This window comes from Chitinophaga sp. YR573, from assembly GCF_900110995.1.
GTDB lineage: Bacteria > Bacteroidota > Bacteroidia > Chitinophagales > Chitinophagaceae > Chitinophaga.
In genome coordinates, this window is record NZ_FOJF01000002.1 from 754,349 (window position 1) to 769,485 (window position 15,137).

Sequence of the window (15,137 nt, forward strand, 5' to 3'; positions counted from 1 at the left end):
GGATGGTCAAATATGTTTGTAACGCTTCTTATGGAAACCTGCTCATATTATCCTTGTTGTTGTTTACAATAACTGTTAACGCCCAGCCAGGTAAAGACAATATCCTTATTACCATCAACAGCAATCACATCCCTCTTTCCGGTATTTTAAAAACAATAGAAAAACAAACAGGCTACTACTTCGTATTCGACAATGATATCCTCGACGTATCCCAGAAAGTAGGTATACACGTTAAACAAATGCCCTGGAAAGACGTCTTATCCAATGTTTTAAAGAATAAAAATATCAGCTGGCATCAGCAGGACAGGCGCATATTCCTGCAAAAGAAAATCATCCCGGAAACTGAGGCCCCCACAGATACTATCTCCGGTACCATCCTCACTAACACAGGCTCGCCTTTACCCGGCGCTACCATCGTTATAAAAGGAACATCCCGGGGCGTAACGTCCAATAATGAAGGGCAGTTCTCCCTTCAGCAACATACATCCGCTGTACTGCACATCTCTTCCCTGGGATTTATCCCCATAGACACTATACTTACCGCTAGCAGCATACATACCATCCAGCTACAGGAAGCTGTGAACAGCCTTGATGCCGCCGTGGTAATAGGTTATGGCGCCAGTAGCCGCCGCCTGCTCACCGGCTCCGTTGGCAGGATAAGTGCACAGCAGATCAGCGCCCAACCCATCGCCAACCCATTAAACGCCTTACAGGGCCAGGTGCCGGGTGTGCTGGTCACCAATACCAACGGGCTGCCAGGGGCAGAAGTAAAGCTGTACATCAGAGGGCGTAATTCCATTGCGGCCGGTAATGATCCGCTATTCATCATCGACGGTGTGCCCTTCGATATCACCCCGCTGAATAATATTGATGAACTGTCGGGCGCCATCAAGCAAATCAGCCCGTTTAACAGTATCAGTCCATCCGATATAGAAAGCATAGACATCCTGAAAGATGCCGATGCTACCGCCATTTATGGCTCCCGGGGAGCCAATGGCGTGGTACTGATCACCACCAAAAAAGGGTCACCAGGTAAAAATAAACTGGATATTAACATTTACACCGGGGCAGGTAAAACATGCGACTATCTGCCCATGCTTGACACAAAAGAATACCTGGCCATGCGCCGGGAAGCATTTGCCAATGACGGTGAAACCGTCACCGCCGCACAGGCTCCGGACCTGCTGGTATGGGATACTACCCGTGAGGTGAACTGGCAGAAAATGCTCACCGGCGGCACAACACATATCACCAATGCACAGGTTTCCTTCTCCGGGGGCAACAGTAACACTACTTTTTTCGCCGGTGCTAATTTCTATCACGAAGGCACTGTGATACCTGCTCCACTGGGCTATCGCCGTGGTGGTGCACATCTCAGCCTGCAGCATCATACAAAGGACCAGCGTTTTGAGGTGGCTTTCTCCGGCAGTATTACCGGTGATAAAAACAACAGCATCGCCAACGATGTATTTACCTTTTACAGCCTGCCTCCGAACTATCCCCTGTACGAGAAAGACGGTAGCCTGTTCTGGGGCTCCTCTCTGGATAACCCGGAAGCCTATCTGCGTCAGCAATCCAACAGCCAAACCAATAACCTGTTAAGTAATGGGGTACTGCGTTATCGCCTGCTGCCAGGCTTAAACCTGAAAACAAGCATGGGTTATGCTGATATCCGTATGCAACAGGTATTCACCTTCCCGCAGTCTTCCCAGCACCCGCAGAATGCACCTGTGAGCCTTACCCGCGTGGCGGAAAATGGGCGGCAGTCGTACATCATAGAACCACAGGCCGATTATACCCTGCGCATTGCCCGTGGCAGCCTGCACATACTCACAGGTGGCACCTGGCAGCAAACCACCAGCAAGAGCGTTTTTGCTGAAGGACAGGGCTATAGCAATGAAAGTGAACTGGGGAGCCTGGAAGCCGCAGATACGGTTATCAGGCGACCGGATAGCCGTATCATGTATCGCTACATTTCATTTTTCACCCGCTTTACGTACGACTGGCAAAACAAATATATCATCAACGCCAGTTATCGCCGTGATGGGTCTTCCCGTTTTGGCCCGGGGAAACAGTTCGGAGATTTTGGCGCATTGGGTGTAGCCTGGATCTTTACCGGGGAAACCTTTATGAAACCCTTATCCTGGTTAAGCTTCGGTAAGCTGAGAATGAGTATGGGCATCACCGGAAATGATCAGATCCCCGACTATCAATACATGAGTAACTATGGGGTAAATGGCATTTATCAGAGTGCCAATACCTTACGCCCTTTACGTATTGCCAACAATAAATATAGCTGGGAAGAGAACCGTAAAATAGAAGCAGCCATAGAACTGGGTTTCTTAAAAGACAGGATCTTCTTCTCTGCCGCAAAATATAGCAACAGCAGTACCAATCAACTGGTAGGGTATCAGTTGCCCGGTATAACCGGCTTTACCAGTTACCAGGCTAACCTGCCTGCTATCGTAAAAAATACGGGCTGGGAATTTGAACTCACCACCAGCAATATCAGCCATCATCATTTTAGCTGGTCCAGCGGATGGAACCTTACTTTTTTCAAGAACAGGTTAAAGGCTTTTGATGGATTAGCATCTTCCGCTTATGCCAGTTCTTATGTTATTGGTCAGTCGCTGAATATCGTGAGAGGCTATCATTTCACAGGTGTAAATACACAAACAGGCATTGCTCAGTTTGAGGATATCAACAATGACGGGCGTATTACAAGCGGGGGAGATTTCAGGACTATCTCAAAGAGAGACCCTGATTTTTATGGTGGGATAAACAATGATTTTTCCTGGAAAGGAATAAGCCTCAGTTTCTTCTGGCAGTTTGTGAAACAACAGGGACAAACCATTATCAGCGCTCCGGGATCAATGGTGAATGAAACAACGAGGGCACTTTCACGCTGGCGTAAACCTGGTGATGTAACAATGGTGCCCCGTGCCACTACCACCCCCGGCAATCCCGCCTATAATGTGAATGCGAATCTGCCACTATCCAATGCTGGTTACGAAGACGCTTCTTATTTGCGGCTCAGGAACCTGTCTGTAGGATATAACCTGCCGGATGCCTGGTTAAAACGCATGCAGTTACAGTTGTGCAAGGTGTATGTACAGACACAGAACCTCTTAACTGTTACCGGTTATAAAGGGGCTGATCCGGAAACACAGATCGCAATGCCACCATTAACAATCATTACAACAGGAATACAATTAACGCTATGAAATACTTTCTTTTTATAGTTTGTTGTCTGCTATCACTGTCCTGTAAGAAATTAATTACAGTAGATACTCCTGTCAGCGAACTCCCATCCGACCAGGTATTCAACAGTGATGTACTTGCCGATGCTGCTGTTGCAGATATCTACTACGTATTATCCGGTTATTATACCGGCAGTATGTTAACTGTTATCAATGGCATGACAGCCGGTGAACTCTCTACGCTCAATCCTTCTTATACGGTCTATGTCAACAACGCTATATTACCCGGCGACCCTTTGATATTATTTACCTGGCGGGATTTTTACAAAGCGATTTACAGGGCGAATGCAGTACTGGAAGGACTGGCAACATCCACCAATATCTCTGCAGATAAACATGCACAGCTGGTAGGAGAAGCGAAATTCCTGCGGGCTTTTTCTTATTACTACCTGGTCAATAACTGGGGAGATGTACCGTTAATTACTACCACCGACGTCACGCAAATCGCCTCTGCCCCAAGGGCAACGGTAGCGGATGTTTATCAGCAGATCATGTCCGATCTGCAAAACGCTGTGTTGTTATTACCCGGGACTTACAGCAGCAGTGAGAAGGTTCGCGCCAACAAATGGGCGGCAACAGCTATGCTGGCAAGAGTGTCCCTGCAATGGGGCAACTGGCAGGATGCAGAGACCAATGCCTCCCTTGTTATTAATTCAGGTGTATACCTGCCGCTTTCTTCATTAGACAGTGTCTTTCTGAAGAATAGCAGGTCGGCTATTTTGCAGATATGGCTGAAGGACGGCTTTACCATAGCCGGACAAACATTCCAGCCATCCAATGCCAGTACCTTTTCTTTTTTCCCTTTAACCAATGACCTGATCAATGCCTTCGAACCAGGAGACAAACGTAAAGATAAATGGACGGGCACTTTTACCTATAGCGGTAATCTTTATTACTATCCTTTTAAATACAAAAAGAAAACGGCTGCTTATGGAGATGATGCAGAATACCTGATGGTATTACGTATCGCAGAGCAATATCTGATCCGGGCAGAAGCCAGATGCAGACTGAATAATATAGCCGGTGCCGTTACAGACCTGAACATCATCAGGCAGCATGCGGGGCTGGCAGATCTCCCTGCTGATATGGACCAGGAAACCTGCCTGCTCACCATCGAAAAAGAAAGAAGGGTAGAGATGTTTACTGAATGGGGCGACCGCTGGTTAAATCTGAAACATACGGGAAATCTCAGCGATTCCACGAACGCATTGTATCCCATTCCGCAACAGGAGCGGAACAGGAACCCAAATCTTACGCAGAATGAAGGATATTAGTAAGGCTTTTTATTTCGCTACGATTTCTGAAGTATCAAGATCCCATGCATAGATCCTGTCTCTACAATTTACGACCAGTACATCATCATATATAGCCAGTTTATTAATCTTCTCCCTGGCATCTCCTTTTAAATAAAAACTTCCCCTGTATTCCCCTTTAAGCAGGTTATATACATCAATCACTATATTATTTTTATATTCCTCCTCTTCATTATCTGCTTTAAGCGTAGACCGTACATATAAATAACCTTTGTACACACAGCTCACCGCATTGATCATATGATCCGGCCCCTGACTGGTATATACATGTTTTGTTCTTGCGTCTTTATCAGACAGTTCAAATCTGAAATGAGTGAACGTATCAATTGTATGTCCTGTATTTGTTAGTTGAAGGGAAGTATCAAAAGAAATATAATTGTTGTTATAATAGTGAAGAAAAGTAAAGAGATGGGTTTCCGGATCATAATGTAAAATACCATCCGTAGACATTCCTCCATCCATATGTATTTCGGACAAATTATCTTCTGTAGAGATACTATCGCTGGTAACTTTTACAAAAAACTGATCAGGAACTTTAGTACTTAATTTACGTAATACAAAAGTTCCGTTACCCAATGAATAGGCTTGAGAAAAGGCCCCGGCAGGCAGTTGCTTTTTACTGATAACACTGGTACTTACATTCGCTGTAATAATTGCCGGTTTATTAAATGCATAGATGTATACAGCAGGAGAATCCACCTGTGTGTAAAAATCCTGGTCCAGCGAATCTACACGCAGGTTAATCAGTTTTCTATCCTGTAGCAGGTGGTTGGTAGCAATTATTTTTTTAGGATTAGCGGTCGCAAAAAAGAACTGGGTAGATGTAGCACCGCAGATATTCTGGATAACGCCTCTGGTAGAGATATTTGCTAAAGGAGTAACGGTATGTTGTAAATAATGTCGGTTGAATCCATTTTTGTTTTTATTAGGAAAGTCAGCTGTGTATACCAGGAAGGCTATAATAAAAAGTGCGGCAAACAGCAATGCTGTTAAATAATAAATACGTCTCATAATTGATATCCCTTGGATGAAAAGAACCTGGCTTCGTTAGGAGCTCTCTAACGAAGCGCTGTGGTCCCCCTAAATAACTATAGTATTACTTACGGCTTTCTGATCAGTGTATAAGGTGCTTCTACCATAAAAGCACATTGTACATTGTTCGCGCCTGCGCAATAGATGGTTTTAATATCGCTTTGTAAGCCAACAACAACTGAAAAGTCGTTCAGCATCCATTCGGTGCTGGATTCTTCGGATCTGCCTGCGAAGGCAGTACCTGCAGCCAGTACGGCTGCCAGGAAAGTAATAGAAAAGATCTTCTTCATGGTTAATTATTAAAAAAGGATTATTAATGTGCCTACTCTGATTTGCAGGTTTTCGGCTACTCCTGTTAATGTTAGTGCCTATAGGTTAAATAGAAAGTATTTATTGCTTTGGCTGCAGTAATGTCCCGGCTGCGGTAAGCAGTATAAAAACGATATTAAGAATGATATGTGCCTGCCAGGAAAGGGCTTGTAATACGCCCCCGCAGGAACAGGGAATATAATAACTCAGTTGCAGCATGGCTGCCAGGTAAAAAGTAAAAAGGCATAACAGAAAGAAGGAGAGGTATAAACCCGCTAAACGGGAACGGTTGAAAGAAAGCATGCCGGCAATGATAATTTCACCCAGGGGTAATGCCCAGGCCAGTAGCGGCGCGTAAAAGGTAATGAATGGAGACTGCCCCAATTGTCGTCTGAAAGTATGATAGTCCAATAGTTTACTGATACCTGTATAGATGAAAAGGAATATCAGCAGGGCACAGATTATATCGATGAATGGTTTTCTTGGCATATTAATAAAGGTGATAGCAATATAGTAATTATTTTTAATTTGATATCATCCTTTTCATATAGATTCTCAGAGTTTGTTTACAGGGTTAGGAATATTGAGGGTAACGGCCGGAAAATTAATATGCAGATAATCTCCGAATAAGTTAGTTAAGCGTTGCAGGTCTTTTTCCATATTGTCCAGTTTCTGTTGCAGGTGTACCTGGTGCCTGTAGATGTTATCACGGTTAATGGCATCGGTATAGGGTTGCCCCAGCCATAACTGCTGTAAGGCCATTTCACTGCGGAGGGCTTCAAAACGGGTATCCTGCTGGAGGAAAACGGTATTGAAATATTCCATTTTTTCCAGCAGTGAGCGGTCGAAATGATATTGGAGAATATGAGCCAGTTGAGTTTTAAGTGCAATATTTTGGTTCTCCAGTATACCCAGCTGTTTTTTGTATATACTTAGAGCAGCGTGCAGATCTTCCATTGCGAATCTATCTTGTCTTTTGTAAAGATAAGATAAGGCAGAGCCGCCACGCAGAACTGGCGTCAGCAGGGAAAGTGATTTTTGTCAGGTTTAATTAATCAGGTTGGCCAGTTTCTGTTCATTTAAGATGGTGATCACACCTTGTTTGATCTCCAGTAATTTCTCATCCCGGAAATCCCCTAAAGTTCTGATCATGGATTCTGTAGCAGTACCTGCTATGGTGGCTAAATTCTCCCTGGACATATCAATGGAGAACGGTTCATCTGTAGCCTGGTGGTACTTCTTCTTGAGGAACAGCAGGGCTTCTGCTACTTTTTTCCTTAATGAACTATAGGCCAGGTGCAGTAACTGTTGTTCTTTCTCTGTAATATTCTTTGCCAGCAGGCTTATAAACTGCCGGGCCACATCCCGGTTATTATTGATCAGTGTTTCAAATTCTTCCCTGGGAATAGCGGTTAACTCACAGGCTTCCAGTGCTTCCGCATTCTCGTGATAATTAGAACCTTCCAGCAGGGCTACATATCCCAGGAACTCTCCGCTGTTGTAGAGGTTCACTGCCAGCTCTTTACCATCATTATTCACTTTATAGGTCTTCACCTTACCTTTCTGTATAAAATACAGACTGGTAGGCCGGTTCCCTTCCTGGTAGATTAATTGTTTCTTTTTGAAACGGTCGGTATTACCCTCCTCCATCAGCTTTTTAAGGGGATTGCTGCCAGTAGCAGTAATTAATAATTGTTGCAGGCCTTCCATATCTGCCGGTAATTGTTGTTGTTTAAGTTCCGCTTTTTTTAATCGTCTTTCTACGGCATTCAGTAAATCCGTACCACTGAAAGGTTTTGTAATATAATCATCAGCACCTGATTCCATTCCTTTACGGAAATCGCTTCGTTCACTCTTCGCTGTTAAAAATATAAACGGGATATCTTCTACTTCCGGGTGTTTCTGCAGCAGGTGTAACACCCCGTATCCATCCAGCACTGGCATCATGATATCACATACAATCAGTTGAGGCAGATGTAATAACGCCAGTTCCACACCCGTTTTACCATTCTCTGCCGTAATGACTTTATAATTTGCAAGTTCAAGAATTTCCGCGGTATTATCACGGATATCATCATTATCTTCTATTAAAAGAATTGTTTTCATATTTTGTTTATTGGCGGAAAGTGACAGTAAAAGTAGTGCCTTCGTTTAATTCGCTCTGGCAGGTGATATATCCGTTCATCAGTTCTGCATACTTACTTACAATATGCAAGCCAAGTCCCGTTCCCTGTATATTACTCACATTGGCTCCCCGGAAGAATCGTTCGAACAGATGTTGCTGATCCTCAGCAGAAATACCTATACCGGTGTCTTTGACGCTTAAGATCACCTCGCTGCCTGTATGGGTAGTTGTTACTTTTATGACTGTGTTTTTAGCAGAGAACTTGATGGCATTGCCCAGCAGGTTTAACAGGATATGTTTCAACAGGGAAGGATCTAAGGAAACGGCTGTGGGGCCGGTATGCTCATAACTAATCTGTTGTCCTTCCTGTACAATATCCTGCATCTCCTGTATTACGCCATTAATATGCATGTAAACATCAAAATTGCTGGTACGCAGATTTACCCCGCCTTCTTCAATTTTTCCTACTGATAAGAAGTCGTTTAATACTTCTGTTAATAAGGTAACGGAAGAGATAATACGTTGTATATGTTTGCTGCGCCTGTTCTGTTCATCTGTTGATGTGTACTGATTTACAAGGTAGGCAGAGGAAAGAATAGTGGAGAGAGGTGTACGGAACTCGTGAGAGGCCATGGATACAAACCTCGATTTCAACTCACTCAGTTCTTTTTCTTTATTCAATGCCTGCATCACTTCCTCTTTGGAATGTTCCAGTTGTTCCAGTGCATGGGTGAGTTGTTGTGTACGTTCGGTGATCTTTTGTTCCAGCTCGTTGTTCAGGTTCTCGATCTTCTCTTCAGATTTCTTACGTTCTGTAATATTGTTGATATAGGCGATGACAAAAGCGCCGTCCTCATGTTTATACTGGCTCAGGCTTATCTCCACCGGAAATTCCGATCCGTCTTTCCTTTTGGCAAATAAGTCCAGGCCTATACCCATTGGCCTGCTTTGCGGATGATGATTGTAATTTTCCCGGTGCTGAACATGATTGTCATGCACCCGTTTAGGCATCAGTACTTCTATCTTTTTTCCCATCAGCTCTTCCCTGGAATAGCCGAACTGTTTTAAGGCAAAGTCATTGATCAGTACAATTTCCCCCTGTTGATTGGTAACGAGGATACCTATACTGGCATAGTTGAAGAGTGCTTCAAACCGTTGCAGTTCTCTGTTGTATTCTTTTTTGTACTGGTTGTTTTTACCGAGCATATTTTGTAGCCACTTGATCATGCCATTCATATTTACCATTAAAAGAATAATGGTAAATATAGTTTATAGCTACAAATTTCCTGAATGTTAGTATGGTGTCTGATGATGAGCATCATCCCGCCAGATGATAATGATCAGTGTATGGTTTTTTCCAGCCATTTCTGCGCCAGGGCAGGCCATACATCAGCGGCGCTGTTCCCGGGTCTTAAACCATAACCATGCCCGCCATGGGCATAGAAATGCAGTTCTACGGGTACTTTGGCGTTCCTGAGCGCACCTGCCATTACCAGGGCGCTGTTGCCATAAGGATCATCTGCGGTGGCAAACAGGAACATGGGTGGTGTTTGTGCATCTACGGCCAGTTCGGGTGTCAGTGTATTATTAGCTCCCTGGTCTAAGTAGGCAGGGTATATCAGCAGGGCAAAAGCCGGTTTGGCGGATACCTCATCTGCTGCATCAATTTTCGTATAACTGTCTTTATTGTACAACGTACTGATCCTGGCACTTAAGCTGCCTCCTGCAGAAAAGCCCATGACGCCTATTTTTTCCGGGTCCAGCTGCCATTGTCTGGCCTGGCTCCTCACTATCCTGATAGCCCTTTGTACATCCTGTAAAGCCCCTTCCTGTTTCTTCGGTACCCTGTATTGCAGCACAAAAGCAGTGAAGCCCAGTTTATTCAGCCATTTGGCTATTTCATAGCCTTCCAGGTTAATAGCCAGGATCTGGTAACCACCACCGGGGCAAATGACTATTGCTGCTCCGTTGCCTTTGCCGGTGGGCCTGAATACCTGTATAGTGGGATCGGTAACATCTGTAAGACGGGTAACGCCCCTGCTGGTATCTGAAGTAGGAACCGCTGCCTTTTTAGCCGCTGTTTCGCCGGGTACATTGCCTGGCCATAAATGTATAATATCCTTATCCTGAGAAAATACATGCATGCCGGTCATGATTAATAAGATAAAGCAAAATCCGTATTTCATATTGTGGTGGGTTTACGGGAAACAAATTACAAATAAAAACGGGGAAAGAGTAAACCCTTTCCCCGTTTCAGACAAAATACCAGGTGTATTAATTTTTATCCCACCATAAGGGGGTCAATGCATTATCCACACCATTCAGCAAGGTTACTGCTTTCGTTACTTCTGCACCATTCGTTTGTTTTTCCAGTTCTATAAAAGGAATACGGCGTATGGTTTTACCGGCAGGGATATCTGCATTATCAATGTTTACTACAGGATAAAGAATTGGATAACCACTGCGTCTTACCTCTGCCCATCCTTCAAAACCATCAGGGTATAATGCCAGCCATTTCTGGGTACCGATCTGTTCGCGCTGTGCTGCTTCTCCGGTAGCCCAGGCGATAGGAGCTGTATTTACTGCATCAGATTCCTGCTGGTCGTTCAGTGCAACTGGTGTTGCTGTACTTGTTTTATAGGAAGCAATCACGCCGGCATCCGTAATGCCCCATTGGCGCAGAGACATTTCAATACCTGTTTCATAGAGGTTTTGTGCATTGTCTCCCATATCCCAGCCATTCAAAGCACCTTCAGCACGCAGGAAATAAGCCTCAGCGCAATGCATGATATCCTGTGGCGTACCATAAGTGTATACCCATTTTTTATCATCGGCACTCCAGGTGATCCATCTTGATCCCACATTGGAATTATAATCATTGGTATTCTTATCTATGTTCAGCTGTGTAGCGGTAAGACCGTTACGTACGCCATGATATTCGCCTGTCTTCACAGCCGGCTGGTAATACACCGGTAAACGCGGATCGTTATATCCTTTCAGCATAGATTCCATGGAAGCACTCATACGGAATTCATTCCATCCGGAGATAACGCTTAATCCATTACCGTCATTTACGACTGTTGCTGATTTAAGCATCATGGCATCATCCGCTACGGCTGTCATTACACCGGCTGCTACTGCTTTTTCTGCTTCTGTTTTTGCACGGGCAGGATCTGCTTTGGAAATACGCAGCGCCAGGCGCAGACGTAATGTATTGGCAAATTTTTTCCATTTAGCTACATCTCCTTTATAAATGAGATCATATGCGGCAAAAGGAGTAGCCGTAGGATTGGCATTCAGCACAGTTACAGCACTGTCCAGTTGTTTGAACAGATCATCATAAATACTTTCCTGACTATCATAAGGGATAGTGGTAGTAGGCTGGCCTGCCTTAAAATAAGGAACGGGACCGTAATAATCTGTTACACGGTGAAAGGCAAACGCCCACATTACACGTGCCACTGCATGCTCTGCAGAGGAGGTCTCTGTGTTGGCAAAGATGATCTGCAGCTGTGGTACTACTTGTGTATAATGATTACCCCAGTGTGTCTTTACCCAATCGAACCGCATTACATATCTGTCTGAAGGGAAGTAAACAGCCGTAGTAGCAAAGTATTGTGCGTAGAGATCTGCAAACAGGTTCTGTGCCACCTGGTAATCACCCCCGGTGTATGAAGCTGCTGATTCTACTTTGGAGAACATGTAGGGGATTTCCGCTTTGGTGATATCCACCACTTTCACGGGGTTGGTATTCTTACTGTCGAAGTCTTTGGTACAGGCACTCATGCTAAGCACAGCACCGATTAATACCAGGCTTGAAATATGTTTCATTCAATAGTTTTTTTAGCTTAAAAGGATAACTTAACATTCAATCCCAGGCTGCGTGTTGTAGGCAGGTTACCAAACTCAATACCCTGGAAGTTACCGGCACTAAGATTTACATCCGGATCAAATCTCATTTTGCGTTTGCCTATACCCGGTATATCCATGATAGAAGAACCTCTGTACAGGAATAACAGGTTTCTGGCAACAAAGGAGATCTTGGCAGATTTGAAAACAGATTGTGGTTTCAGTCTGAATGTATATCCTGCGGTCAGTTCACGTATCCTGATATTGGTAGCATCGTACGTGAAGAATTCTCCCCAGCTGTAACGGCCACCGGATACGGTTGTCCAGAATGTTTCTGCATCAATCTCTTTGTCATTTACCTGTTTGGTGGTTTGGTTAAGTCCGGGTAATACCCATTTACCCCCGCGGTATTTTTCAGTGTATTCTGCTGTACCATCATAAGCCATAGTAGCCTCTGTACCGGAAGTCATCACACCACCTACTTTACCATCTATTAAGAAACTCAAAGACCAGTTATGGAAAGAGAAGCTATTGGTAAAACCGAAGGTATACTTAGGATTGAAGTTGCCGATCAGTTCTGTACTGGCAGAACCAACAGGTTTTCCTTTATCATCTAATAAATATTGTCCGGTAGAAGCATCACGGGCCCAGCGGGTAGCGTACAGGTCTCCGTAAGAACTTCCTTCTTTTACGATAGGAGTAGCAGTTCTGCCGAAGCCATTACCACCTAATACGCCTTGTTTAATATCAGGACTCAGTGCAATTACTTTGTTCCTGTTTACTGCATAGTTTAATATAATATTCCACTGGAAGAACTTTTGTTTTACAGGTGTACCATTCAGGGTGATTTCTATCCCTTTGTTCTGGATATTACCTGCATTGATATATTGGTTATCAAAACCGGTGGTAGGCGTCAATGCCAGCAATAACAGCTGGTTTACAGAGTTTGTTTTGTACGCTGTTATATCAAATCCCACACGGTTGTTGAGGAAACGCCATTCCAGTCCACCTTCATAAGAGGTAGTCTGTTCCGGTTTCAGGTCTCTGATGGCTTTGGTTCCATCCCTGCGGATATAACCTTTAGTACCACCTTCTTCATAGGTGTAAGTCTGGAAGAGGTAGTAAGGGTCCGGATCATTACCGGCACGGGCATACGACGCACGTACTTTACCGAAAGACATCCAGGAAGGTAACGTTACGATATCAGATACAATGGCAGAAAGACCGACAGATGGGTAGAAGAAAGAATAAGGTTTTGGTAAAGTAGAAGACCAGTCGTTACGTCCGCTCACATCGAGGAACAGATAATCACGGAAGCCGATATTGGCACTGGCATACACTGATTGTAATTCACGGTCTATTACCGAAGTAGTCACACCTCTTGAAGTAGCGTATAAAAGATCGAATTTATTAGGGATGTTCAATCCGTTTGCGATGGTAGCTGTGTAATCACTTTTCCTTTGCAGGTCGCTGGCCCCAACGTTGTAAGAGATCTTCAGATCTTTGGAAATATTGTTGTTACCTGATACCAGTACATCTGCATTTCTCTCCGTTACATTTCTGAATCCAACGGTCATGGAACCACCTTCACCGGCAAATAACAATGTACCGTTGTAAAAGATGTTCCTTGATTTATCGTTGTACCTGTCTAAGGTATAACGGCCCTGGATACTCAGCCATGGTGTGATTTCATATTTAGCGGAACCCAGTAACATGATACGGTTACGTACTTCATTGTAGGAAGTGCGGTTAGCCATCCAGTAAGGGTTCATATAAATAGAGGAGGAGGGAAGCCAGTATAACGGCATCGGTTGATTGGTGTTCGGATTGCTCGTCTCATAGTTTTTCAGCTGCTCAGAGCTAACACTGCGTGGCACTTTGTATAAGTCGATGATCAATCCATTTTCTTCACCGGCTTTTGGTTTATTTTCAATGTCCTGGTTTACGTAGGTCAGCTTTGCATCTGTAGACAGTCTTTTGCTGATCTGTGAGTTTAAGCGCAGGTTCACCGTATGACGGGTGAGGTCGTTGTTGGGAGCGATGCCCTGTACCTTGTTATTCGTATACGATAAGTATCCCTGTGTTTTGTCTCCGCCACCGGTTACTGCGATGGAGTTGTTCAGGGTTACCGCATCGCGGAAGAAATCCTTTACGTTATCCTTATAGGTAGTGGTAGCTGCACCCCAGCTGCCACTGGCATTGGTAGAGGAAACACCGCCGTTACCCTGTCCGTATGTATTCTGGAACCTTGGCAATGAAAGGGGATTCTCCATAGCAATACCACCGTTATAATCAACAGCGATCTTACCTGATTTTCCTTTTTTAGTGGTGATGATGATAGCGCCATTTGCAGCACGGCTGCCATATAATGCAGCAGCTGCAGCACCTTTCATGATGTTTACAGACTCTATATCATCGGGGTTGATATTTGCAGCACCATCGCTACCATTATATCCACCGAAGTCGTTTCCCAGCTGGTCGGGCTGGGAGTTGTCGATCGCCACACCATCTACAACAAACAGTGCATTGTTGTTACCGGAGATAGAGCGGTTACCACGTAATACTACGCGGGAAGCGCCACCAGGACCGGAAGCTGATTGTGTAATGGCAATACCTGCTACTTTACCGGAGAGACTGTTTACAAAGTTGGCATCCCTGCTTTCATTCAGTTTTGCACCATCCAGTTTTTGGGCAGCGAAGGTGAGTGTTTTAGACTCACGACGTATACCCAGTGCAGTTACTACTATTTCATTGAGCCCTTTTGTTTCGGTACCCAGTGAAATGTTTATTTCCTGCCTGCCGTTTACCTGCTCCTGCAGGGCTGCCAGGCCCACCTGGGTAAATTCAATGGTGGCATTCTTTTTCACTGTGATGATGTACGATCCGTCTGCATTGGAGACTGTACCATTGGTAGTACCCTTTTCTCTGACGGTTACGCCGGGTAATGGAGAAGTGCCATCAGTAACGATACCTTTTACCTGGATTTTTGGCCCGGCGGTATCCTGTGGTAAGCTGTAGCTACGGTTCCGTCCGGGTTTTACAGGTTTCCCGGAAGCCTGCACACATATACCCATACCGAGGGCAATGGAGAGTGGTAATGCGCCACTTCGCAACAGGTTAAACATTTTGGTTGACAACGTCATGTTGATATTTGGTTTCTAGGTTACAAAAAGCGATTTAGCAGCCCGTGGTTGAAACGAGCCTGACATCAACATCAACTATTAATTAGCAGCAAATAAGTGTGGAATT

11 protein-coding genes are annotated in these 15,137 nt (G+C 44.5%); 2 read left to right on the forward strand and 9 right to left on the reverse strand.

The features are described 5' to 3' along the window. Positions 1 to 2 precede the first annotated feature (2 nt). Both BMW86_RS22965 and BMW86_RS22970 read left to right on the forward strand, forming a co-directional pair. A complete protein-coding gene (locus BMW86_RS22965; protein WP_089784285.1) occupies positions 3 to 3,224 on the forward strand; it encodes a SusC/RagA family TonB-linked outer membrane protein in 3,222 nt (1,073 codons plus the stop codon). Next, complete coding sequence (locus tag BMW86_RS22970; RefSeq protein ID WP_089784288.1) at positions 3,221 to 4,534, forward strand: RagB/SusD family nutrient uptake outer membrane protein; 1,314 nt, start codon at positions 3,221 to 3,223, stop codon at positions 4,532 to 4,534. The genes BMW86_RS22965 and BMW86_RS22970 overlap by 4 nt, the downstream gene beginning before the upstream one ends. Before the next feature lie 9 nt (positions 4,535 to 4,543). On the opposite strand, the gene BMW86_RS22975 is transcribed toward BMW86_RS22970, so the two are convergent. The 9 genes from BMW86_RS22975 to BMW86_RS23015 form a co-directional block, all read right to left on the reverse strand. After that, entirely contained in the window at positions 4,544 to 5,584 is a 1,041-nt protein-coding gene (locus tag BMW86_RS22975; protein ID WP_089784290.1) for a hypothetical protein, read from the reverse strand. 89 nt (positions 5,585 to 5,673) lie between these two features. After that, positions 5,674 to 5,895: a hypothetical protein gene (locus BMW86_RS22980; RefSeq protein WP_089784292.1), complete on the reverse strand. Its 222-nt coding sequence runs from the start codon at positions 5,893 to 5,895 to the stop codon at positions 5,674 to 5,676. A gap of 100 nt (positions 5,896 to 5,995) precedes the next feature. Next, positions 5,996 to 6,403, reverse strand: coding sequence for a MauE/DoxX family redox-associated membrane protein (locus BMW86_RS22985; RefSeq protein WP_089784294.1), 408 nt, complete (start codon positions 6,401 to 6,403; stop codon positions 5,996 to 5,998). 66 nt (positions 6,404 to 6,469) lie between these two features. Continuing rightward, the gene (locus BMW86_RS22990; protein WP_089784297.1) at positions 6,470 to 6,871 is read right to left on the reverse strand and encodes a hypothetical protein; all 402 of its coding nucleotides are present in this window, start codon (positions 6,869 to 6,871) and stop codon (positions 6,470 to 6,472) included. A 90-nt stretch (positions 6,872 to 6,961) separates the two neighbouring features. After that, on the reverse strand, positions 6,962 to 8,020 hold the full coding sequence (locus tag BMW86_RS22995; protein WP_089784299.1) for a response regulator: 1,059 nt from the start codon (positions 8,018 to 8,020) through the stop codon (positions 6,962 to 6,964). A gap of 7 nt (positions 8,021 to 8,027) precedes the next feature. Beyond that, positions 8,028 to 9,266 carry a PAS domain-containing sensor histidine kinase gene (locus BMW86_RS23000; protein ID WP_255372986.1) on the reverse strand — a complete coding sequence of 413 codons (1,239 nt, stop codon included), beginning with the start codon at positions 9,264 to 9,266 and terminating at the stop codon, positions 8,028 to 8,030. A 113-nt stretch (positions 9,267 to 9,379) separates the two neighbouring features. After that, on the reverse strand, positions 9,380 to 10,225 hold the full coding sequence (locus tag BMW86_RS23005) for an alpha/beta hydrolase (RefSeq protein ID WP_089784301.1): 846 nt from the start codon (positions 10,223 to 10,225) through the stop codon (positions 9,380 to 9,382). Positions 10,226 to 10,313: 88 nt separating this feature from the next. After that, positions 10,314 to 11,870: a SusD/RagB family nutrient-binding outer membrane lipoprotein gene (locus tag BMW86_RS23010; protein ID WP_089784303.1), complete on the reverse strand. Its 1,557-nt coding sequence runs from the start codon at positions 11,868 to 11,870 to the stop codon at positions 10,314 to 10,316. Between the two features lie 17 nt (positions 11,871 to 11,887). Beyond that, positions 11,888 to 15,031, reverse strand: coding sequence for a SusC/RagA family TonB-linked outer membrane protein (locus BMW86_RS23015; protein ID WP_089784305.1), 3,144 nt, complete (start codon positions 15,029 to 15,031; stop codon positions 11,888 to 11,890). Positions 15,032 to 15,137 lie beyond the last annotated feature (106 nt).

Bases quoted from the DNA above. Each gene is read 5' to 3' on its own strand.
- BMW86_RS22990 (WP_089784297.1), bottom strand. From the start codon at position 6,871: ATGGAAGATCTGCACGCTGCTCTAAGTATATACAAAAAACAGCTGGGT.
- BMW86_RS23015 (WP_089784305.1), bottom strand. From the start codon at position 15,031: ATGACGTTGTCAACCAAAATGTTTAACCTGTTGCGAAGTGGCGCATTA.
- BMW86_RS22985 (WP_089784294.1), bottom strand. From the start codon at position 6,403: ATGCCAAGAAAACCATTCATCGATATAATCTGTGCCCTGCTGATATTC.
- BMW86_RS22975 (WP_089784290.1), bottom strand. From the start codon at position 5,584: ATGAGACGTATTTATTATTTAACAGCATTGCTGTTTGCCGCACTTTTT.
- BMW86_RS23010 (WP_089784303.1), bottom strand. From the start codon at position 11,870: ATGAAACATATTTCAAGCCTGGTATTAATCGGTGCTGTGCTTAGCATG.
- BMW86_RS22980 (WP_089784292.1), bottom strand. From the start codon at position 5,895: ATGAAGAAGATCTTTTCTATTACTTTCCTGGCAGCCGTACTGGCTGCA.
- BMW86_RS22965 (WP_089784285.1), top strand. From the start codon at position 3: ATGGTCAAATATGTTTGTAACGCTTCTTATGGAAACCTGCTCATATTA.
- BMW86_RS23000 (WP_255372986.1), bottom strand. From the start codon at position 9,266: ATGATCAAGTGGCTACAAAATATGCTCGGTAAAAACAACCAGTACAAA.
- BMW86_RS23005 (WP_089784301.1), bottom strand. From the start codon at position 10,225: ATGAAATACGGATTTTGCTTTATCTTATTAATCATGACCGGCATGCAT.
- BMW86_RS22970 (WP_089784288.1), top strand. From the start codon at position 3,221: ATGAAATACTTTCTTTTTATAGTTTGTTGTCTGCTATCACTGTCCTGT.
- BMW86_RS22995 (WP_089784299.1), bottom strand. From the start codon at position 8,020: ATGAAAACAATTCTTTTAATAGAAGATAATGATGATATCCGTGATAAT.